Origin of the sequence: Flavobacterium sp. CAN_S2, assembly GCF_015752255.1 — a bacterium.
Classification (GTDB): Bacteria; Bacteroidota; Bacteroidia; order Flavobacteriales; family Flavobacteriaceae; genus Flavobacterium.
In genome coordinates, this window is sequence record NZ_JADOVA010000001.1 from 44,033 (window position 1) to 67,549 (window position 23,517).

Sequence of the window (23,517 nt, forward strand, 5' to 3'; positions counted from 1 at the left end):
ATATGAAACGCACAATTAAAAAAGTTGCAGTAATTGGATCCGGAATTATGGGTTCAGGAATTGCCTGCCATTTTGCTAACATTGGAGTTGAAGTCCTATTATTAGACATTGTTCCAAGAGAACTTACCGAAGCGGAAGCTAAAAAAGGACTAACTTTAGAAAGCAAAATCGTTAGAAACCGATTGGTAAATGAGCATTTGGCCAATTCCCTGAAATCGAAACCCTCTCCTATTTACAGTCAAAAATTTGCCAGCAGAATCACAACTGGAAATACTACTGATGACATGGCGAAAATCGCTACTGTGGATTGGATTATTGAGGTTGTAGTGGAACGTTTGGACATCAAGAAAATGGTTTTTGAACAAATTGAGAAATTCAGAAAACCGGGAACTTTAGTAACTTCAAACACGTCTGGAATTCCAATTCACTTTATGAGTGAAGGAAGAAGCGAAGATTTCCAAAAGCATTTCTGCGGGACACACTTTTTTAACCCTGCGCGTTATTTGAAATTATTCGAAATCATTCCTGGACCACAAACAGCAACGGAAGTTTTGGATTTCTTAACTGATTATGGTTCAAAATTCTTAGGAAAAACTTCGGTCGTAGCCAAAGATACTCCGGCGTTTATTGGGAATAGAATCGGTATTTACGGGATTCAAAGTTTATTTCATTTGGTAAAAGAAATGGGACTGACGATTGAAGAAGTGGATAAATTGACTGGTCCAGTTATTGGTCGTCCAAAATCGGCTACTTTCAGAACGGTTGACGTAGTTGGATTGGATACTTTGGTACACGTTGCCAACGGAATCTACGAAAACTGCCCGAATGATGAGCAACACGAGTTGTTCAAACTTCCGGACTTCGTCAACAAAATGATGGAGAATAAATGGTTGGGAAGCAAAACGGGTCAAGGTTTTTATAAAAAAGTTGACAAGGATATTTTGTCTTTGGATTTAGATACTTTGGAATACCGTGCTGCTAAAAAAGCTTCTTTCGCTACTTTGGAACTGACAAAAACGATTGATAAACCAATTGACCGTTTTAAAGTTTTGGTAAAAGGAAAAGACAAAGCGGGAGAATTTTATAGAAAAAGTTTTTCTGGCATGTTTGCTTATGTTTCCAACAGAATTCCTGAAATATCAGATGAATTATACAAGATTGACGATGCAATGAAAGCCGGTTTTGGATGGGAAAATGGTCCTTTCGAAATTTGGGATGCCATCGGTGTCGAAAAAGGAATCGAAATAATGAAAGCAGAAGGTCTTGAGCCAGCTGCTTGGGTTACTGAAATGTTAGCTTCGGGAAGTACTAGTTTTTATTCTATAAAAGAAGGAGCCACTTTTTTCTACAATATCCCTACAAAATCACAAACTAAAGTTCCAGGTCAGGATGCCTTTATTATCCTGAACAACATTCGCGAAAGCAAAAAAGTGTGGAGCAATAGTGGAGCGATTATACAAGACTTAGGAGACGGAATCTTGAATTTAGAATTCCAATCTAAAATGAATACTATTGGTGGTGATGTTTTGGCAGCTATCAATAAAGCGATTGACTTATCTGAAAAAGAATATCAAGGATTGGTTATTGGAAATCAAGCAGCGAATTTCTCTGTTGGAGCTAATATCGGAATGATATTCATGATGGCAGTCGAGCAAGAATACGATGAGCTGAATATGGCTATCAAAATGTTCCAAGACACGATGATGCGCGTACGTTACTCCGGAATTCCAGTTGTGGTTGCGCCACACGGAATGACTTTTGGCGGTGGATGCGAAATGAGTTTGCATGCTGACAAAGTTGTTGCTGCAGCGGAAACGTATATGGGATTGGTAGAATTTGGTGTTGGGGTAATTCCTGGCGGTGGAGGATCGAAAGAAATGGCATTGCGTGCAGCTGATTTATTTCATAAAAATGATGTTGAGCTGAATGTTCTTCAAGAATATTTCTTGACAATCGCTATGGCAAAAGTATCTACTTCAGGTTACGAAGCTTTTGACACGGGACTTTTACAACAAGGAAAAGATATTATTGTGGTGAATAAAGACCGTCAGATTGCGGAAGCGAAGAAACATGCCTTACTTATGGCCGAAGCGGGGTACACACAACCAATTCGCAGAAGCGATGTTAAAGTTCTTGGAAAACAAGCTTTGGGAATGTTCTTAGTAGGAACAGACCAAATGGAAGCCGGAAAATATATCTCGGAACACGACAAGAAAATTGCTAATAAACTAGCGTATGTTATGGCTGGTGGTGATTTATCTGAACCAACTTTAGTAACCGAACAATATTTATTGGATTTGGAACGTGAAGCTTTCTTGTCATTGTGTACCGAAAGAAAAACATTGGAGAGAATCCAGTTTATGTTAACCAAAGGGAAACCGCTTCGCAATTAGAAATTTGAGTATTAAGATTTGAGTATTAAGTATCAAGAGTAAGTAATTAAAGTAAAACAATTATGCACCAATTTGAAAAGTTAAAAATCTGGCAAAAGGCAATGGACATTACTGAAAATGTTTACCGTGCTTGCATTACTCTACCTCAAGAAGAAAAATTCAATCTTACAAGTCAAATGAAAAGATGTTCTGTTTCAATACCTTCAAATATTGCTGAAGGATCTGGAAGAAATTCTAAAAATGAATTTGCACATTTTTTAGGAATTGCAAATGGTTCAACTTTTGAATTGATCACTCAATTAATGATTTCTAAACGTCTTGGATTAATAGATGAAGTAATAATTACACCAATAATAAATGAATTAGTCGAAGTGAGTAATATGAATTTCGCACTTCAAAAAACACTGAAAAACCAATAATTAGAAAGAAAAAGTATTAAGGAAATAGAATTAAGTATTAGTCCAAAAAGTCTAAACTACTTCCAAAATCTTAATACTTAATACTTAAATCTTAATACATTTTAGAAATGAAAACAGCCTATATAGTAAAAGCATACAGAACAGCCGTGGGGAAAGCTCCAAAAGGCGTGTTCAGATTTAAACGTCCTGATGAATTGGCAGCAGAAACGATTCAGTTTATGATGAATGAGTTACCTGATTTTGATAAAAAACGTATTGACGACGTGATGGTAGGAAATGCGATGCCAGAAGCAGAACAAGGATTAAACGTGGGACGATTGATCTCTTTGATGGGATTGAAAATCGAAGATGTTCCGGGTGTAACCGTAAATCGTTATTGCGCGTCAGGATTAGAAACTATTGGTATGGCTACAGCCAAAATCCAGTCGGGAATGGCAGATTGTATTATTGCCGGTGGTGCTGAAAGCATGAGCTTTATTCCAATGGGAGGTTACAAACCAACTCCGGATTATGCTGTTGCAAAAGCGGGTAACGAAGATTACTATTGGGGAATGGGATTAACTGCAGAAGCGGTTGCCAAACAATTCAATGTATCTCGTGCCGACCAAGATGAGTTTGCGTACCAATCACACATGAAAGCCCTTAAAGCACAAGCTGAAGGCAAATTTGACAAACAAATAGTCCCGATTACTGTTGAACAAACGTTTATCAATGAAAATGGTAAAAAAGAAACTAAATCATATATCGTTAATAAAGATGAAGGTCCTAGAGCAGGGACTTCTGTAGAAGCTTTGGCAGGTTTAAGACCGGTTTTTGAAGCGAACGGAAGCGTAACTGCAGGAAACTCTTCTCAAATGAGTGATGGAGCAGCATTTGTTCTAATCATGAGCGAAGAAATGGTAAAAGAATTGAACCTTACTCCTATTGCTCGTTTGGTAAACTTTGCATCAGCTGGGGTGGAACCAAGAATCATGGGAATTGGACCGGTAAAAGCAATCCCAAAAGCATTGAAACAAGCTGGATTAACATTGAATGATATTGATTTAATTGAGTTAAACGAAGCGTTCGCCTCACAAGCATTAGCAGTAACGAGAGAATTAAACCTAAATCCTGATATTATCAATGTCAATGGTGGAGCGATTGCATTAGGTCATCCACTGGGTTGTACCGGAGCAAAATTGTCTGTTCAACTATTCGACGAGATGCAACGCAGAGGAAGCAAATACGGAATTGTGAGTATGTGTGTGGGAACTGGGCAAGGTTCAGCAGGAATTTACGAACTTTTGTAATCATAGATTTCCATGCGTTAATTTAGGATTTAGAACATTAACAACAACATCAAAAAAATAAAAAAATGGCAGATACAATTGAAAAAAACGTAACCCGTGGCGGTCAGTTTTTGGTTAAAGAAACAAAATGCGAAGATATCTTCACTCCAGAGGATTTTTCAGAAGAGCAATTAATGATGCGTGACTCTGTAAAAGAGTTTGTAGATAAAGAATTGTGGGCGCACAAAGATCGTTTTGAGAAAAAGGATTATGCGTATACAGAAGAAACCATGAGAAAAGCAGGAGACTTAGGACTTTTAGGAGTTGCAGTTCCTGAGGCTTACGGTGGATTAGGAATGGGATTTGTTTCCACAATGTTGGTTTGTGATTATATTTCGGGAGCAACGGGTTCGTTCTCAACTGCTTTTGGAGCACATACCGGTATTGGAACGATGCCAATTACTTTATACGGAACAGAAGAACAAAAACAAAAATACGTTCCTAAATTAGCTTCAGGCGAATGGTTTGGTGCGTATTGTTTGACAGAACCAGGCGCAGGATCTGATGCTAACTCTGGAAAAACAAAAGCAGTTCTATCTGAAGATGGAACACATTACAAAATCACAGGACAAAAAATGTGGATTTCAAATGCAGGATTTTGTTCTTTGTTTATCGTTTTCGCCCGTATTGGCGATGACAAAAATATCACTGGTTTTATCCTTGAAAACACTCCAGATAACGGAATTTCAATGGGTGAAGAGGAGCATAAATTAGGAATTCGTGCTTCTTCTACACGTCAGGTTTTCTTCAGCGAAACGAAAGTTCCTGTTGAAAACATGTTGTCAGAAAGAGGAAACGGTTTCAAAATTGCCATGAACGCTTTGAACGTAGGTCGTATCAAATTGGCAGCAGCTTGTTTGGATGCACAAAGAAGAGTGATTACAGGTTCAGTGAAATATGCTAATGAAAGAATCCAATTCAATACAGCGATTTCTCAGTTTGGTGCTATTCGTTCAAAACTAGCAGAAATGGCTACTAGTTGTTATGCTGGAGAAAGTGCTTCTTATAGAGCTGCAAAAGATATTGAAGATAGAATTATTGCTCGTGAAGCTGAAGGAGTTTCACATCAAGAAGCAGAATTAAAAGGAGTTGAGGAATATGCAATCGAGTGTTCTATCCTAAAAGTAGCGGTTTCTGAAGATGTACAAAACTGTGCCGATGAAGGAATTCAAATTTTTGGTGGAATGGGATTCTCAGAAGATACTCCTATGGAAAGTGCTTGGAGAGATGCGCGTATTGCACGTATTTACGAAGGAACAAACGAAATCAACAGAATGCTTTCTGTAGGAATGTTGATCAAAAAAGCGATGAAAGGTCATGTTGATTTATTAGGACCTGCAATGAAAGTTTCTGAAGAATTAATGGGAATTCCATCTTTTGACACACCTGACTACTCTGAATTATTTGCTGAGGAAAAAGAAATCGTTAGAAATTTAAAGAAATCATTCTTAATGGTTGCAGGAAGTGCTGTTCAAAAATTTGGCGCAGACCTAGACGCTCACCAACAGTTATTGATGGCAGCTTCAGACATGCTAATCGAAGTATATATGGCAGAAAGTACCATCTTGCGTACTGAAAAACTAGCTAAAAAAGAAGGAGAAGATAAAGTGCAAGAGCAAATTGCAATGGCAAAATTGTATTTGTACAAAGCGGTAGATATTGTGAATCAAAAAGGAAAAGAAAGCATTATTTCTTTTGCCGAAGGCGATGAACAACGTATGATGCTAATGGGATTACGTCGTTTTACAAAATACACCAATATGCCAAATGTAGTGGCATTAAGAGAAACAATTACAGCAAAATTAGTAGCTGAAAATGAATATTGTTTCTAATAAAAATTAGTTTTTAGTTTTTTTTTTAAACCGCCTTGTTCCTGAAAACAAGGCGGTTTTTTTATTTCTACAAAAGTTTATAATCTATTTTTTCTCAAAACGCATCATTACAACTTCTCCCATTATGAAATTCAGCGTTTTTCCATCTTCAGAAACAGAATAAGAATCTATTTTTTGAAGGGTATTCATGTAAACATTCTCCCCTTCTCCCGGACAAAACATTTTAGTTATCATCATTGGTTCTTTGAAATTGATTTTACTACCATCAACATTTAATTTCCCAGCATAACTATTACAACTGTTTTTTCCGGAAACGCTTGTATCTTTTAAGTTAAAAGTGATGGTTGGTTTATTGTCTGGATACAATCCAGAAAAGGCGATTCGTGGTCCTGATATAAAATTCAATTCCCAAGCACCTTGCAATGCAGCTTTTTGACTATTAGCCGTTTTTAAGGAATTACAAGAAATAAGTACCGAACAAAATAGGGTCAGTGATAAAATTATTTTTTTCATTTGTTTTATTTTAATATTTATATAGAATTTGTTTATTGACCAAAATTAAATTTCTTATTTTTCATCTTCAGGAATGACATCGGTCTTTTTCTTCTTTATCTCTGTAACCTCTACTTTTATTCCAACAGCATAAGCATTTGGAATAATTTTTTTTCCATGGGCATTGGCATACACTTTAGTAAATTCGGCTCCAAAATATAAGATTATAGCTGAATAATAAACCCAAATTAAAATAATGATTACGGATCCGGCCGCACCGTAAACAGTAGCAACGGTTGAGCTTCCTAAATAAAAACCAATAGCAAATTTCCCTATCATAAAGAAAAAAGAAGTAAAACTGGAACCTATTAATGCATCTCGCCAAGCAATATGTCCATCAGGCAACGTTTTAAAAATAATAGCAAACAAAATAGTTGTAGTTACAAATAATATTAAAATATTAAAAACATAAAATATGTAAACCGTTGTATCTGGAAAATAAACTAACAATCGCGTATTGACAACGTCCATTACCGTATTGACCATTAAACTCACCATAAGCAAAAAACCAACAGAAGCGATCATAGAAAACGACATTAGTCTGTTTTGAACGAATTTCACAATTCCTTTATTCGGTTTTGCTTTTAATCCCCAAATAGAATTAATAGAACTTTGTATTTCAGCAAATACACCCGAAGCTCCTACTAATAACATAATTCCTCCCAGTATTGTTGCAAATGTAACGCTGTCAGACAATTCAATATTCTTGATGGTTTCCTGAATTTGGATAGCAGCTTCGTTACCTACCATTCCGTTAATTTGACCAAAAAATCTTCCTGTAACAGCTTCTCTTCCAAAGAAAAAACTAAAAATAGATAAAATAATAATTAATAATGGAGGTAATGAAAAGATAGTATAATAAGAAAGTGACGCACTTAATTTAAATCCGTTATCATCATCAAATTCATTATAAGTTCGCTTTAATAAACCCCAACTCAAAACTGCTATTTCTTTATGTTTCATTTCTGTAACTATTTTTAATATTTTATTTTCAATAAAAAACCTAACTCTTACACTTGTTTTTAATAATTGAAAAGTATGGTTAACACCTTGAATTATCTCCAATGGTATTGCTTTCAAAATTACAAAGATATTATTTACCAAATAGAAATAGATTTTATAAAATTCCTTTGCTCTTTGTATATCCTAAACATAATAGAAGCAAAAACCTAACCAAATTTTAAGTCTTTATTAACCCATTCCTATCATTTAATGTTTAAATTTATATTCTATTTTAATAACCTTTTTAGGATAAATTTTCAAATTATGGAAAATAACAATACACGAAGAAATTTTTTAAAACAAACAGCAATACTTTCAACAGGAACAATTATTGGTTCTAGCTTATTTAATTCAGTATTAGCTGCTGAAAACAATTTGAAAACTGAAAATCAAGTCTTGGAATCGGAAAATTTCGACTTTCAAGGAAACTACAGCCTTCCAAAATTACCGTATTCGTATGATGCTTTAGAGCCACATATTGATAAAGCTACAATGGAAATTCATCATAGTAAGCATCATCAAGCTTATGTGACGAATTTGAATAAAGCCATAGAAACTTTGGACAAAAATTTAGTGGAACATTCAAAATCATTAGAAAATATCTTTGAAAAAATGTCCAAATTCCCTGAAGCGATTCGTAATAATGGTGGTGGGCATTACAATCACAGTTTGTTCTGGAGTTTAATGAAACCAAACGGAGGTGGTACTCCAAAAGGCAAACTAGGAGATGCTATAATGAGTACTTTTGGTTCTTTTGACGAATTCAAAAAGCAATTTAGTGATGCGTCCATGAAACGATTTGGTTCAGGTTGGGCTTGGTTAGTGGTACAAGAAGGAAAATTAGTAATAGGTTCTACAGCAAACCAAGACAATCCATTGATGCGATTAAGAGGAAAAGGACTAAAAGGAAAACCTGTTTTAGCATTGGACGTTTGGGAACACGCGTATTATCTTAAAAATCAAAACCGACGAGCGGATTATATTGCTTCTTTTTGGAATGTTGTCAATTGGGATGAAGCAGAAAAATTATTCAATTCATAAAAAATACCTAAACAAAAGCCCTGAATTATACATCTATATTTCAGGGTTTTTGCTTTTAAAAAACGAAAATATAGCCTCATAAATTCCTATGATTATCCGCAATAAATTATTCCTCTTCAAAATCTAAAAAAACAGCGCTACTTAAATGTAATATATGTGTTAAACTAAAATACACCCGTTAAAACTACCGCAAAAAAGTATAGCTTTGTACCTTCAAAATAAAGCAATGATTAACCCTTCAGCATCCGGTTGGATAGATAAATTTTTTATTGAACAAAAATTTTCAAAAGATACTGTTTCTAAAACTACTGATGTTTTTTATCAAAAAGTGAGAGATACAGGATTTATTTATGGACATATAATTGCTTTTGAAACCGCAACTACGATACAAACGAAAGGTTGGTTCAAAGAAGAGATTTCAAAAGTTGCGCTTTTGAACACTTTATATCAAGTTTTTTGTTTGACTAATGAAGATATCAGTCCCGAGAATTTTATTGAACAAGGAAATGCTTTTTATAATCAAATGAATCCTCAAGGATTTAATTTATTTAAAAAAATTCTTCCGAAAAACTCTCCCGCTTTAACTTTAGAAAAAATCATTGATGAACGTGTACAGACAAATGACAGCATCATCAGCAAAAGTTTCTCTCATCTGGTAACAAACGCTTTATTATTCATTGATGTGCTCGCTTTTCGTCAATATTTGATTCACGGTGAAATTCCAGAGAAATATCTAAAAAAGATTGAAGAAACGGTCGTTAATATTGTAACACTTGCGTTAAAAATCAAGTCGAAAAAATCACAATATGATGATTTATTAATCAAACTTTTTGAGGCTTCAATTCGCTATAGCAAATTCTCTAAAGTTGCTGTTCAAAGTTTGGAAACGTTGCATTTAGATTACTTTACAAATGAATTGGAAAAATACTATTTGATAGATATTGCCGGAATGGCTTTGTGGAGCGATGGAAAAGTAGAAAATGACGAGAGGTATTTTTTGCATTCGTTGGCTGAAATTGTATCGGTTTCAGATACTTTTGTTGACGAAAGTATCAATAGTACCAATGATTTTATTACTACACACAAAAAAGAAATTCCTTATTTCAATTACTCAAATCCTGTCAAACATTTTTATGATCAAACTACACAAAGCGTGGTTACACTCATTGGCAGGAATAAAAACCGATTGATTAAGGAAATTGTGCAAAGCAAAGAATTGATGGTGCTCCTCGCCTATTCCACTCGCAGAGATTTGGACGAAAAAGAAAAGAAAAAAGTCAAAAAACAATTACTGGAGATTTGTAAAACCATTCCGTCACTAACCATTTTTCTGCTTCCTGGCGGCAGTTTATTGTTGCCTATTTTAATTAAATTTATACCTACGTTATTGCCTTCTGCTTTTAATGAAAATCTGGATACTGAATAAATAAGCAGCATAAAATATGCAGTCTGAATATTTATCATCAAAATTTACATTGTAAAATTTATTTACACAAAAAAAGTCCTCGAAATTTCGAGGACTTTTTTTATATCATTATTTTTCAGTTTAATATTTTCTAACTTTAAACCTTAAACCAAAGAAACTTTAAACTTTCTTTTAATCATTCATCGAGATTAAAAACTCTTCATTATTTTTGGTTTTCTTGAAACGATCATTAATGAAATCCATTGCTTCCACTGGGTTCATATCAGAAAGGTATTTTCTCATAATCCACATGCGTTGCAATGTTTTTTGGTCTAATAACATATCATCACGTCGTGTACTTGAAGAAGTCAAATCGATTGCAGGGAAAATACGTTTGTTGGCAATTTTTCTATCCAATTGTAATTCCATATTACCAGTACCTTTAAATTCTTCGAAAATAACTTCATCCATTTTCGATCCAGTTTCTGTCAATGCAGTAGCAATAATACTCAATGAACCACCGTTTTCCACATTACGTGCCGCTCCAAAGAAACGTTTCGGTTTTTGCAATGCATTTGCATCCACACCACCACTTAATACTTTACCTGAAGCAGGCTGAACCGTATTATACGCTCTGGCCAAACGTGTAATGGAATCCAATAGAATTACCACATCGTGACCACATTCTACCAATCGTTTTGCTTTTTCAAGAACGATATTTGCAATTTTCACATGCTCTTGTGGTTCTCTGTCAAATGTTGAAGCAATTACTTCGCCACGCACACTACGCTGCATGTCTGTAACCTCTTCCGGACGTTCATCAATCAATAAAACAATCAAATACACTTCAGGATGATTCGCCGCAATTGCATTGGCAATTTCCTTCAGCAACATGGTTTTACCTGTTTTAGGTTGCGCCACAATCATACCACGTTGTCCTTTACCTATTGGCGAAAACAAATCGATAATTCTGGTTGAAATCGTGCTTTGTTTTTCGGCCAATTTAAATTTTTCAGATGGAAAAACCGGCGTTAAATGTTCGAATGAAACTCTGTCACGAACAACTTGGGGATCGTGTCCGTTTATTTTTAAAACTCTAACTAATGGGAAAAATTTCTCTCCTTCTTTTGGCGGACGAACCACACCTTTTACGGTATCTCCTGTTTTAAGACCAAACAATCTGATTTGTGAAGTCGATAAATAAATATCATCTGGCGAAGCCAAATAATTGTAATCTGAAGAACGTAAGAAACCATACCCATCAGGCATCATTTCCAGAACTCCTTCACTTTCTATAATTCCGTCAAATTCAAAGTCAGAAGCAGCGAAATTGCTTTTCTTATTTTTGAAATTTGGATTTTGATTTCCATTTCCGTTCCCATTTCCGTTAGGATTTGGATTCAGCTTATGTAATTGATTTGGATTTATTTTTTTGACAGGAACAACAACCTCACTTTTTTCTTCAGTGGAAGTTTCTGCTGTAGCCTCATTTTCTTTTGCAGTCTCTTTTACTTCTCCTTTATCCTTTTTCAAGGCTATTTTTTTCTCGTAAGCTGATTTATTAAACTTAATCACCTTGTCTGCTTTTTTCTCACTAACCACAGGCCCTTGAACCGAAACTGTTTCTTGTTCTTTTGGCATTTCTTCCAAAGAAGAACTATTTTCAACAGGAGTACTTTCTTCTACATTACTATCTTCGTTTTCAAAAAGAGATTTTTTTACCACTTTTTGAAAAGCAGCTTTTTTTACAGGAACAATTCTAGCTCTTTTCGGTTTATCGTCTTCAAGATTACTTTCTGTTTTTGTATCTAAAGTAGATTCCGCGGTAGCCACCTGATGCTCTAAAATCTGACCGATTAAAGTCTCTTTTTTTACACCGTTAAATTTTATGGTTTTAGCTGTTTTAGCTATTTCTTGAAGCTCAGAAAGCTTCATTTCTTTTAATGCAGAAATATCAAACATGAATGTTCTATGAGTTTAATTAATTTTTGGAAATAATGTAAAAGATAGGTAGTGAACTTTAAATTGAATCAACCGCAGTATGAAGTGCTTACGGAATTATGATGCAATAATACGAATAAAATTTAATCAGACAATAGTATTTTTAAAAAAGAAAATATATTTTTGTAAAACATATTTAACAAATGATACAAAGAATTCAGACCATTTATTTACTACTTGCTTTTGTAGTTACCGGCATCTTACTATTTTTTATTCCGTTATGGACTATGAGCGATGGTAAAGAGTTTTATTTCATGCAAAGTCAGGTGTATACCATACTATTAGGATTGAGTACTACGCTGACGTTGTTAAGTGTTGTTTCTTATAAAAAAAGACAAAATCAATTTGTTATTGGCAGATTGAATATCATATTAAATTTGATTTTATTAGGATTGTTTGTTTATCGTTCACTAAATCTATCTGGAGAAACACCTGCTGTTTCTGAGAAAGGTATTGGGATGTTTCTACCTGTAATTGCTATCGTGTTATTAGTCTTGGCTAATAAGGCCATCAAAAAGGATGAAGATCTTGTAAAATCTGTGGACAGATTGAGGTAAACCTATAAATTTTAGTTTATTAGTGCGAAGGAAACCCGAATGTAACAATTCGGGTTTTTTTGTGGATTTTACTATTATTTATTTTAACAGTAAAAAACAATAATAAAGACTTAACAAACTAACAATCTGTTGTTTTTTTTATAAATTTGGCAATAATAATCCCGATATGTTAAACAAAATACGAATTCATCTTGCTGACGACCATCAAATCCTTATTGACGGCATCAGAACCTTACTACATACCAATCCTAGATTTGAAGTGGTGGGTTTTTCCATTAATGGTACCGATTTATATGATGAAGTAATCAATAACAAATCGGATATCCTAATTCTGGATATTAACATGCCGGAAAAAGATGGAATTGAAGTCATTAAAGAGTTTGCTGAAAAAGGATTTCCCTGTAAAATTATTATTTTATCGAGCCACGATGATTTGAGAATAATAAAAGAAGTCATGAAATTAGGCAGCAGCGGTTATTTGACAAAAAAATGTGCCGGTGAAAATATCGTCGAAGCAATTCAAGCTGTTTACAATGGTGAAGAATATTTTTGTAAATCGGTTCGTGAAAAAATATTCAATACCGCAACTAAGGATAATCCAAAATTAAACAAGCCTGACTTAAAAGGAAACTTAGCTTTAACCGACAGAGAACTAGAAATCATCACTTTGATCTCACTTGAATTCAGTGGAAAAGAAATTAGCGATCAGTTATTCATTAGCGTAAATACAGTGGAAACACATCGAAAAAACATAATGAAAAAATTGGATGCAAAAAACTCCATAAGTCTCGTAAAATATGCCATTAAACATCAGTTAATTAAATCCTGAGTTAGTAATCTAAGTGTGGTTCATTTTCAAAAAACACCTGTAACAAAGTAATAAAACCCAATAAAATAAAAGTATCTATGTCATACAGACAAATTGTTATCGTATTGCTTGTATTACTTAGTTGTTCCACAAATACAGTTTTCGCACACAAAAAAAAGCCGACAAAAAAAGAAGTTACCACACTTTCTAACGAAGCTATTCTGCTAATGAAAGAAGGCAATTACGAAAAATCACTCATAAAGTCACGACTTGCTTTAAGTCAGGCTATTCGTCTAAAAGACAATAATCTCATTGCGGGTTCGTATAACACTATTGCTGCAAATTTTGATCAATTATCTGAATTTGACAAAGCATTTTATTATTATCATAAAGGCTTGACCTATGCCAACAAAACCAATAATGATGTTTTAAAAAACTGGCTCAACAATAATTTAGGGAACATTTACTGCTTTGACAAAAAGCAATATGAAAAAGGAATTTATTACTATAAAAAATCGTTAGAATACAGTACAAGAATCAAGGACTCTGCACAAATTGTTTTTACAAAGCTCAATTTGACATGGGCGTATTTTGATATTGGCCGTTATGAGGAAGGACTTCCCTACCTGAAATACATCAATAAACATCATGAAAAACATGGCGATACCTCAACTATTGTTGCACTAAATATGCTCAATGGGATGTATTATAATTATAAAAATGACCCTGAAAAAGCAACGTTCTTTTTTGAAAATGCAATAAAACATGGAAATGAAGGAAACGAAAAATCGGATTTGTCGTATTCACACCATGAGTATTCTAAGTTTTTATTAAAAAATGGAGATTATAAAAATGCTTATAAAAATCTCGCTATTTTTAATGCCATAACGGATGAATTAAACGACGAAGAAAAACTCAACAAAGCCAATGTTGCCGGTATAAATCTTGAAATTGACGAATACAAACGAGAAATTGACAAAATAGAAAGTGAGTTTAAAACCAAAGAATATGTGTTGTTACAAGAGCAATCCAGAAACAAAAAAATTGTAATTGTATTAAGTGCGATCCTATTATTATTGTTCCTGCTTTTTTACCTTTATTCCCAAAATGCGCAACTTAAACAAAAAAACAAACTGAAAGATTTGCGTAGTAAAGCTCAGGAGAACATGATTAATGCGTCTATAAACGGACAGGAATTAGAACGAAAAAAAATCGCTGCTTTTTTACATGATAATATCAGCGCTTTACTGTCATCCGCAGGATTACATTTGCATGCCTACACGTCACAAAACCAGTCCTATCCGCAAGAAATAATAAAAACAAAAGCAATTCTGGAAGAAGCGCACGATCAGGTTCGGGATTTGTCACACGAACTGATGCCTTCACTTTTGGCACGATTTGGATTATTTGATGCCTTGGATGATTTGTGTGAAAAAAATTCTAATTCGATTCTGCACTTTGAGTACGCCAGTTCCATAAACAGAAAAACGCGTTATGATGAAGATTTTGAAATGAAAATTTATTTTATCATCATGGAACTTCTCAATAACATCATAAAACACAGTGATGCAAGTCAGTCTAAATTAAGTATAGATGAAAATAACGAATCCCTGAAAATAACGCTTATGGATAATGGAAAAGGATTTGATTCTAGCAAATTTCATGTTCTGGAAGGTTTTGGTCTGAACCAAATCAAAGCACGTATCAATAATTTAAAGGGAAATATTTACTTCAACTCAAAACTAAACGCTGGAACAACCATCACTATTGAAGTCCCAATTACGTATCCAAAAAAGGCAACTACACCCGTTTTTCCATCTCAATAATTTCCATATCCTTAATTTTATCACCTTCAATAACAAATCGTAACATCGTGCGTACTTGGTGAAAACCACTTTTTCCGGCAGCTCCAGGATTCATGTGCAATAAATTATGTTTCTTATCAAAGATGACTTTCAAGATGTGCGAATGTCCACAAATAAATAATTTTGGAGGATTCGATTCCATTTCTACTTTAATATTCGGATTATATTTCCCAGGATAACCGCCAATATGCGTAATCCAAACATCAACTTCTTCACACATAAAACGATTGTGCAACGGAAATTCCAATCTGGCTGTGGCATCATCAATATTTCCATACACACAACGCAACGGTTTTAGCTTTTTTATCGCATCCGTAACCGCCAAATCACCTATATCGCCCGCATGCCAAACCTCGTCAGCCTGAGCAACATATTTCAAAATCGTATCATCAATATGGCTGTGCGTATCAGAAAGCAGAAGTATTTTTTTCATATTTATAGTGTCATTACGAGGTACGAAGTAATCTGGAGCAAGTTCCTGCTATCCGTTACAATCTTTATTGTTTTTGGCAGCAAAACAATAAAGGATTTTCACTTTTATCAGGGCTAGGATTTTGCGGTAAAAATAAACATTCGGATTCCAAATAAAAAATGAAATCGAAACTTAACAAAGTTTGCGCCTTGGCAACTTCGTGGCAAAAAAATTAATAAGTATCTTTGTGGCTTCAAAAAAATTCACTTGAGATATTTCATCAAATTAGCATACAACGGAACCCATTATCACGGCTGGCAATACCAACCCAATGCTGCTTCCGTTCAGGAAACAATGAACAAAGCGTTTTCGGTGCTATTGAATACAACCATCAATCTTATGGGAGCCGGAAGAACAGACTCCGGAGTTCATGCGAAAGAGATGTTTGCTCATTTTGATTTTGAAAACCCGTTGGATATTCCCAGTTTAGTGCACAAACTCAACTCTTATTTACCCAAAGACATTGTTATTTATGACATTATACTGGTTCACGATGAAGCGCATACTCGTTTTGATGCCACAAAAAGAACCTACGAATACCACATCAATACGTTCAAAGATGTTTTTTCGCAAGAGCAAAGTTGGTATTTCCATCAAAAGTTAGATATCAATTTGATGAATGAGGCGGCGCAACTACTATTCAATCATACTGATTTTCAGTGTTTTTCAAAAGTAAATACAGATGTAAATACTTTTGACTGTACGATTTTTGAAGCCTATTGGAAGCAAGAAAAAGGCAATTTGATTTTCACCATTTCGGCCAACCGTTTTTTACGCAATATGGTGCGTGCCATAGTGGGAACATTAGTAAACATAGGATTACACAAAATTACATTGGCTGATTTTACTGCCATCATAGAAAGTAAAAACCGAGATAAGGCTGGTTTTTCGGTTCCGGCGCATGGTTTGTATTTAACCAAAATAGAATACGATTATTTATAGCTTCAGGCTGTAAGCTTTACGCATTATGCATAAAGCCGAAAGTATAAGGCTTAAAGAAAAATTATGAAAGCAAAAGCATTTGATACCAGATTATTCAAACGAATATTAAAATTTACCAAACCCTATCAATGGCGTTTTAATGGCGTGATTATTTTCGCCATTTCACTATCTATTTTTGCGGCATTACGTCCGTATTTATTGAAACAAACCGTCGATGGTTACATTGCAACCCAAGACCAACAAGGATTATTGATGTATGTAATCTTGATGGGAATTGTACTTTTACTAGAGGTATTTTCGCAATTTTACTTTGTTTATTGGGCGAATTGGCTCGGTCAGGACATTGTAAAAGACATTCGAACAAAACTGTTTCAACACATTCTAAGTTTCCGAATGAAATATTTTGATCACGTTCCTGTGGGCCAACTCGTAACACGTTCGGTTTCGGATATTGAATCGATAGCCCGAATTTTTAGTCAGGGATTATTTATGATTATCAGTGACTTGATGAAAATGGTTGTCGTACTGGCTTTTATGTTTTACATGAACTGGAAACTGACTTGGATTGTGATTGTTGCGATGCCAATTCTGGTTTTCTTCACCCGAATTTTCCAAAAGAAAATGCAAGTCGCTTTTGAAGAAGTACGAACCCAAATCGCCAATATGAATTCCTTTGTGCAAGAACGCGTTACGGGAATGAAGATTGTCCAACTTTTTAACCGTGAAAAAATTGAGTACGAAAAATTCAAAAGTATCAACGACAAGCACAAAAAAGCATGGATAAAAACCATTCTTTATAACTCCATCTTCTTCCCTATCGCGGATATTATTTCGTCTTTAACGCTTGGTTTTATTGTGTTATATGGCGGAATCAAGATATTAAACGGGGATAATTTCACCACTTTTGGAGATTTATTTTCATACACCATGTTCATCGGAATGCTGTTCAATCCCTTGCGTCAAATTGCGGATAAATTCAACGAGATGCAACTGGGAATGATTGCGGCGAACCGTGTTTTTGACATTTTGGATACCGAAGATCAAATTCAGGATACCGGAACTATCGAAGCTCCGATTTTTAAAGGAGATATCAAGTTCAAAAAAGTTCGTTTTGGATATATTCCGGATGAAGAAGTGATAAAAGGAATTGATTTAGAGGTGAGTGCCGGGCAAACTATTGCTATTGTAGGCTCTACAGGTGCAGGAAAATCTACGATTATTAACTTGCTGAATCGTTTTTACGAAATCAACAGCGGTTCTATTTATATTGACAATCACAATATTGAGAATTACACTTTGGATTCTTTACGCAAACAAATTGCGGTTGTTTTGCAGGATGTATTCCTTTTTGCCGATACTATTTTCAATAACATCACTTTGAATAATTCTGAAATTAGTCGCGAACAAGTTTTGGCTGCAGCCAAAAAAATAGGCGTGCATGAATTCATCATGAGTTTACCGGATAATTATGATTTTGACGTTAAGGAACGTGGCGTTATGCTTTCTTCCGGTCAACGCCAGCTGATTGCTTTCTTGAGAGCGTATGTGAGCAATCCAAGTATTTTGATTCTGGACGAAGCGACTTCCTCAATCGATACGTATTCTGAAGAATTGATTCAGCGCGCAACGGAAACTATTACCAAAGGCAGAACATCTATTGTGATTGCGCACCGCTTGGCAACGATTGTTAATGCTGATAAAATTGTGGTAATGGATAAAGGTTTAATCGTAGAACAAGGAACGCATCAGGAATTAATCAACCGTGAAAGTGGGTATTACAAGAATTTGTACGATTCACAGTTTTCAGTAGCGAATTAGTTTTTTGCTGAAAAGGAAATAGAGGAAACAGAGGCACTGAGAAGCAAAGGTTTCAAGGTTAAAATCAGTTTTAATCCGCTGAATCCGTGTCATTCGCGTCCCATTTTTCAACAATGAGACTAAGAGAATTAAGAGTGAAATCTGTTGAATTTATGTCCATAAATTTCACTTTACTTTTTTATAAAGATGCAGCAGTTAAAAAAAATCTAGATTTACACATTTGCAATTCGTTTAAAACAAAGGTATTTTTCTGAAAATTGGTTAGTTTGCCACTTTATTACTTTGAAACTTTCTCAAAACAGAATAAATCCTTAAATTCGCCCAATCAATTAAACAAGAGAAACACAAAAAATGAAATGAGTTTTTACGAATTCATTTTTACAAAAATTTAAATAAAAATAAAAAAATGAAATACGATATTATAGTTTTAGGAAGTGGTCCAGGTGGTTATGTTACAGCTATTAGAGCATCACAATTAGGCTTTAAAGTAGCCGTAATAGAAAAAGAAAACTTAGGCGGTGTATGCTTGAACTGGGGTTGTATCCCAACAAAAGCGTTATTAAAATCAGCTCAGGTTTTTGATTACCTTAAGCACGCTTCTGATTATGGATTGACTGTTTCATCTTTTGACAAAGACTTCCCTGCTGTGGTACAACGTAGCCGTTCAGTAGCTGACGGAATGAGCAAAGGTGTTCAATTTTTGATGAAAAAAAATAAAATCGACGTTATTGATGGTTTTGGAAAACTAAAACCAGGAAAGAAAATTGATGTTACTGATAAAGATTCAAAAGTTACTGAATATGAAGCAGATCATATCATTATTGCAACTGGAGCACGTTCTCGTGAGTTGCCAAACTTGCCTCAAGATGGTGTAAAAGTGATTGGTTACAGACAAGCAATGACGTTACCAACACAACCAAAATCGATGATTATTGTTGGTTCTGGAGCGATAGGAATTGAATTTGCACATTTCTACAACTCAATGGGAACTGAGGTAACTATTGTAGAATTTATGCCAAATGTAGTTCCAGTTGAAGACGAGGACATTTCGAAACAAATGGAACGTTCTTTGAAAAAAGCAGGTATCAAAATCATGACAAATTCTTCTGTTGAGAGAATTGATACTACTGGAGCAGGTGTTAAAGCATTTGTGAAAACAGCAAAAGGAGAAGAAGTATTAGAAGCAGAAATTTTACTTTCAGCAGTTGGAATCAAAACTAACATTGAAAACATAGGATTAGAAGAAGTGGGAATTGCTACTGACAAAGATAAAATTTTGGTAAATGCATACAACCAAACGAACATTCCCGGTTATTACGCTATTGGTGATGTAACGCCAGGACAAGCATTAGCGCACGTAGCTTCTGCTGAAGGAATCAATTGTGTGGAGAAAATCGCAGGATTACACGTAGAACCTATCGATTACGGAAACGTACCGGGTTGTACCTATGCTACTCCAGAAATTGCTTCAGTAGGTTTGACTGAAAAACAAGCTAAAGAAAAAGGATACGAATTGAAAATTGGTAAATTCCCGTTCTCAGCTTCAGGAAAAGCAAAAGCTGCAGGAACACCGGATGGTTTTGTAAAAGTAATCTTTGATGCTAAATACGGTGAATGGTTAGGATGCCACATGATTGGTGCCGGAGTTACTGATATGATTGCTGAGGCAGTTGTAGCGCGTAAACTGGAAACTACAGGACACGAAATTCTAAAATCAATTCACCCACACCCAACCATGAGTGAGGCTGTTATGGAAGCTGTTGCTGATGCGTATGGTGAAGTAATTCACTTATAGATTTCAGAATTTAGAATTAAGATTTCAGATTATATATTAATCCGATTTGTGAAAGCAAATCGGATTTTTTTATGTCCTTAATGCATTCGCCAAGAGATAAAGTAGTTATAAGAATTATGAAACTTTTATACAGAATTACGTAACAAAAATTTTCTGTCTAATTCCGTAATTTGAATAAATCAAAATAGTTAAAATAAACGGATTCAATTTTCTTTTTGTAATTATTTAAATCGCTGCCTTATGAAAAATATTTACCTAAACACCGGAACACTAAATGAAGTTTTTAATGAACTTGAAACTTCTTTTGACGGCGTATTAAATTCAAGTAACAACGAATTTAAATTAGCCTTAGATACTGATTTCATTAAGGGAAATATCAATGCGGTTACTTTTATAAACGGAATTACATCCTTTCAGGTAAACATGACATTTTTGGATGACATCGCATTAAGCATCGAATCACCAAGTAAATCGTCTATTTTATTTGCGTATTGCACCGAAGGATATTTCAAACATAGTGTTGGTATTTCTGGACCTAAATCTACGCTTAGAAAACATCATTCAGCAGTAGTAACCAGCACAGCAAGCGTAAATACTATCTTGCATTTCAAAAAAAATTCAGCTATCCAATTCTCTTTGATACAAGTGGAAACTGCAGATTCAGTGCATAGTATCAATGATCCATTGATATCCCATTTGAAAAAGACGTTTTTAAATAACCAATCCAATTTTAATTATCAAGGTCTACAAAATATAAAAATTGCTAAAAAATTTAGTCAGATGAGTTCAATTTCTGACAAAGGAATGATCTGTCACGTACAGAAAAAAGATATTATACAGTCCATCCTTAACATGGAAATTGACAATCATACCGACACTTTAATTAGAATAAAACGCGCGATCAAACGTTCGACTGTGAATCATATTAATGACTTGAAAACAAAATACAGTGTTATCAAAAATTACGCAGCGGATTCCATTTACAGTAAAGTAATCACCTCAAAAAACCGAATCTTTATTAAGTAAGCACCAAGAAAGATATAGTGTCACAATTATTAAAAGAGTTTTTTCCAAAAATTGGAAAGATTAAAAATATTTTTAAAGCTCTTTAAATTAATTAATCTGTGCGAATCTGTGAAATCTGTGGCTAAAAATGAAGAGCTTTATCAAAATAATAATCGGATTTTTTATCGAAACATTTTCAACACAAAACATCCATTTTGTGGGAATTTAACATATTAACATTTATTTACAAAGCAGCATTATGAACCTATTCAATTCTGCTCTATATTTGTATTTCGAGCCTTTTTTCTCGTTTAATTCTGATTTTATTCCATTATAAATGAATACTGAAACCAACCGTTTTTCAAACACATTACACGAAAACCAAAATAAAAATTGGGTAAGAGCCATCGATTCTTCTAAAATTATCACTTGGATTGATGATTTATTCAAAATATTATTCCCCGAAAAAGCTTTGGAAACCATCCAAATCGAATTGCTTTTGGACCAAAACAAAGCCAATTTTATTGCCATTCTTTCTGAGATTGTAAAAGACAAAACGGCAAATGAAATTCTGGATGACGCCGAATCTTTTTATACCGGACTTCCTAAACTATATGATTCGATGCAAAAAGATGCACAAGCCATATTAGATACAGATCCTGCAGCTGATTGCATTCAGGAAATTATCAATTCCTATCCCGGTTTTTTTGCCATAGAAGTCTATCGTATTGCCAATGCAATTGCTTCCCGAACTACGTGCTTGTTGCCGCGAATTCTCACTGAATATGCACATAGCAAAACCGGAATCGACATTCACCCCAGTGCCACCATCGACGTCCCTTTTATGATTGATCATGGAACCGGAATTGTCATTGGCGAAACTACAATCATCGGGAAGTATGTCAGCATTTATCAAGGAGTGACATTGGGAGCGTTGCAAGTTGAGAAAAGCATGCAAGAAAAAAAACGCCACCCTACCGTAGAAGATCATGTGATTATTTATGCCAATGCCACTATTTTAGGAGGAAGCACCATCATAGGAAACCATAGTATTGTAGGCGGAAACACGTTTATCACTAAGAGTGTGAATCCATATTCATTTGTGATGCAATCCAATAAAAATACAGTTTTAAACCAACAGGAAATAAAAGATATTAATTTTTTCTCTATATAAATACTATGAAATACAACAACATACTCGAAACAATAGGCAACACGCCACACGTAAAAATCAATCGCTTATTTGGTGCCAACCACAATGTTTGGATCAAACTGGAACGTGCTAATCCCGGAGCCAGCATCAAGGACCGAATCGCTCTTGCGATGATTGAAGATGCCGAAACTAAAGGATTATTGAAAGCTGGAGGCACTATCATTGAAGCAACATCCGGAAATACAGGAATTGGTCTCGCAATGGTCGCGGCCGTAAAAGGCTATAAATTAATACTGGTAATGCCAGAATCGATGTCGATAGAAAGACGCCGACTCATGAGCCTTTATGGTGCCGAATTTGTCTTGACGCCCCGCGAAAAAGGAATGAAAGGCGCATTGGAGAAAGCACAGGAATTAGTTGCCGAAATGCCAAATGCCTGGTCACCGCTTCAATTTGAAAATCCTGCCAATATCGAAATTCATAAAACAACCACCGCGCAGGAAATCATAAAAGCGTTCCCTGACGGACTGGATTATTTGATAACCGGAGTAGGAACCGGCGGTCACATCACGGGTTGTGCCGAAATATTGAAACAACATTTCTCCAACCTGAAAGTGTATGCTGTAGAACCTGAAGCCTCACCCGTTATCAGTGGAGGTTCACCGGCTCCCCACCCTATTCAAGGAATTGGAGCAGGATTCATCCCTGCAAACCTGCACACGGATTTACTGGACGGAACCATCCAAGTGAGCAAAGACGAAGCATTTGCATACGCCCAAAGAGCAGCCAAAGAAGAAGGAATGTTCATAGGAATCTCATCTGGAGCATCACTAGCTGCTGTAGCCAAAAAACTATCCGAAATCCCTGAAAACGCCAAAGTGCTGACTTTTTGTTACGATACCGGAGAGCATTACTTAAGCATCGAAGGCTTATTTGTATAAACCAAAATCCCCTTTTACTACGAACCGATTTGTGAAAACAAGTCGGTTTTTTTATGGCGTTTGTTTTTTGGGCGTGTCCTTGTTGCAGTGCTATTGTATAAATCACATTATTTAGTGCAGCAACAAGGTCAGGCTATCCGTTATAATCTTTTATTGCGTTGCGCTTCATAAAAGGATTTTCACTGCCA

Annotated in this window: 19 protein-coding genes; 15 read left to right on the plus strand and 4 right to left on the minus strand. The window is 35.0% G+C overall.

The annotated features are described in order from the left end of the window. Positions 1–2: 2 nt before the first annotated feature. The 4 genes from IWX80_RS00180 to IWX80_RS00195 all read left to right on the plus strand — a co-directional run bounded on the left by IWX80_RS00180 (position 3) and on the right by IWX80_RS00195 (position 5,972). Positions 3–2,393: a 3-hydroxyacyl-CoA dehydrogenase/enoyl-CoA hydratase family protein gene (locus IWX80_RS00180; RefSeq protein WP_196851661.1), complete on the plus strand. Its 2,391-nt coding sequence runs from the start codon at positions 3–5 to the stop codon at positions 2,391–2,393. A 62-nt stretch (positions 2,394–2,455) separates the two neighbouring features. After that, positions 2,456–2,812: a four helix bundle protein gene (locus IWX80_RS00185; RefSeq protein ID WP_196851662.1), complete on the plus strand. Its 357-nt coding sequence runs from the start codon at positions 2,456–2,458 to the stop codon at positions 2,810–2,812. Positions 2,813–2,919: 107 nt separating this feature from the next. Continuing rightward, a complete protein-coding gene (locus IWX80_RS00190; RefSeq protein WP_113667108.1) occupies positions 2,920–4,101 on the plus strand; it encodes an acetyl-CoA C-acyltransferase in 1,182 nt (393 codons plus the stop codon). A gap of 65 nt (positions 4,102–4,166) precedes the next feature. Then, positions 4,167–5,972 (plus strand): acyl-CoA dehydrogenase family protein, encoded by a 1,806-nt coding sequence (locus IWX80_RS00195; RefSeq protein WP_196851663.1) that lies wholly within the window; start codon positions 4,167–4,169, stop codon positions 5,970–5,972. A gap of 84 nt (positions 5,973–6,056) precedes the next feature. On the opposite strand, the gene IWX80_RS00200 is transcribed toward IWX80_RS00195, so the two are convergent. Continuing rightward, on the minus strand, positions 6,057–6,485 hold the full coding sequence (locus tag IWX80_RS00200; protein ID WP_196851664.1) for an META domain-containing protein: 429 nt from the start codon (positions 6,483–6,485) through the stop codon (positions 6,057–6,059). Between the two features lie 54 nt (positions 6,486–6,539). Then, positions 6,540–7,487 carry a YihY/virulence factor BrkB family protein gene (locus IWX80_RS00205; RefSeq protein ID WP_113633620.1) on the minus strand — a complete coding sequence of 316 codons (948 nt, stop codon included), beginning with the start codon at positions 7,485–7,487 and terminating at the stop codon, positions 6,540–6,542. Positions 7,488–7,922: 435 nt separating this feature from the next. On the opposite strand from IWX80_RS00205, the gene IWX80_RS00210 reads away from it, so the two are divergent. Together IWX80_RS00210 and IWX80_RS00215 are read left to right on the plus strand one after the other, a co-directional pair. Then, complete coding sequence (locus tag IWX80_RS00210; protein ID WP_334682285.1) at positions 7,923–8,567, plus strand: superoxide dismutase; 645 nt, start codon at positions 7,923–7,925, stop codon at positions 8,565–8,567. Positions 8,568–8,793: 226 nt separating this feature from the next. Then, the gene (locus tag IWX80_RS00215) at positions 8,794–9,993 is read left to right on the plus strand and encodes an LETM1-related biofilm-associated protein (RefSeq protein ID WP_196851666.1); all 1,200 of its coding nucleotides are present in this window, start codon (positions 8,794–8,796) and stop codon (positions 9,991–9,993) included. A gap of 171 nt (positions 9,994–10,164) precedes the next feature. On the opposite strand, the gene rho is transcribed toward IWX80_RS00215, so the two are convergent. Further along, positions 10,165–11,934, minus strand: coding sequence for a transcription termination factor Rho (gene rho, locus IWX80_RS00220; RefSeq protein WP_196851667.1), 1,770 nt, complete (start codon positions 11,932–11,934; stop codon positions 10,165–10,167). Between the two features lie 182 nt (positions 11,935–12,116). Between rho and IWX80_RS00225 the strand changes: the two genes are divergently transcribed. The 3 genes from IWX80_RS00225 (at position 12,117) to IWX80_RS00235 (ending at position 15,164) form a co-directional block, all read left to right on the plus strand. Beyond that, positions 12,117–12,530, plus strand: a complete 414-nt coding sequence (locus IWX80_RS00225; RefSeq protein ID WP_196851668.1) for a DUF4293 family protein — start codon at positions 12,117–12,119, stop codon at positions 12,528–12,530. A gap of 166 nt (positions 12,531–12,696) precedes the next feature. Further along, the gene (locus tag IWX80_RS00230; protein ID WP_113633284.1) at positions 12,697–13,359 is read left to right on the plus strand and encodes a response regulator; all 663 of its coding nucleotides are present in this window, start codon (positions 12,697–12,699) and stop codon (positions 13,357–13,359) included. Between the two features lie 77 nt (positions 13,360–13,436). Further along, positions 13,437–15,164, plus strand: coding sequence for a tetratricopeptide repeat-containing sensor histidine kinase (locus IWX80_RS00235; RefSeq protein WP_196851669.1), 1,728 nt, complete (start codon positions 13,437–13,439; stop codon positions 15,162–15,164). On the opposite strand, the gene IWX80_RS00240 is transcribed toward IWX80_RS00235, so the two are convergent. Then, positions 15,139–15,636, minus strand: coding sequence for a metallophosphoesterase family protein (locus IWX80_RS00240; protein ID WP_196851670.1), 498 nt, complete (start codon positions 15,634–15,636; stop codon positions 15,139–15,141). The two genes, IWX80_RS00235 and IWX80_RS00240, sit on opposite strands and share 26 nt — an antisense overlap. A gap of 246 nt (positions 15,637–15,882) precedes the next feature. Between IWX80_RS00240 and truA the strand changes: the two genes are divergently transcribed. The 6 genes from truA to cysK all read left to right on the plus strand — a co-directional run bounded on the left by truA (position 15,883) and on the right by cysK (position 23,329). Continuing rightward, on the plus strand, positions 15,883–16,617 hold the full coding sequence (gene truA, locus IWX80_RS00245; RefSeq protein ID WP_196851671.1) for a tRNA pseudouridine(38-40) synthase TruA: 735 nt from the start codon (positions 15,883–15,885) through the stop codon (positions 16,615–16,617). 63 nt (positions 16,618–16,680) lie between these two features. Beyond that, positions 16,681–18,435, plus strand: coding sequence for an ABC transporter ATP-binding protein (locus IWX80_RS00250; RefSeq protein WP_196851672.1), 1,755 nt, complete (start codon positions 16,681–16,683; stop codon positions 18,433–18,435). Positions 18,436–18,841: 406 nt separating this feature from the next. Beyond that, positions 18,842–20,230: a dihydrolipoyl dehydrogenase gene (gene lpdA / locus IWX80_RS00255; RefSeq protein WP_196851673.1), complete on the plus strand. Its 1,389-nt coding sequence runs from the start codon at positions 18,842–18,844 to the stop codon at positions 20,228–20,230. Between the two features lie 240 nt (positions 20,231–20,470). Beyond that, positions 20,471–21,256 (plus strand): hypothetical protein, encoded by a 786-nt coding sequence (locus tag IWX80_RS00260; RefSeq protein ID WP_196851674.1) that lies wholly within the window; start codon positions 20,471–20,473, stop codon positions 21,254–21,256. A gap of 316 nt (positions 21,257–21,572) precedes the next feature. Further along, positions 21,573–22,409 carry a serine O-acetyltransferase gene (locus IWX80_RS00265; RefSeq protein ID WP_196851675.1) on the plus strand — a complete coding sequence of 279 codons (837 nt, stop codon included), beginning with the start codon at positions 21,573–21,575 and terminating at the stop codon, positions 22,407–22,409. A gap of 5 nt (positions 22,410–22,414) precedes the next feature. Further along, positions 22,415–23,329, plus strand: a complete 915-nt coding sequence (cysK, locus tag IWX80_RS00270; protein WP_196851676.1) for a cysteine synthase A — start codon at positions 22,415–22,417, stop codon at positions 23,327–23,329. Positions 23,330–23,517 lie beyond the last annotated feature (188 nt).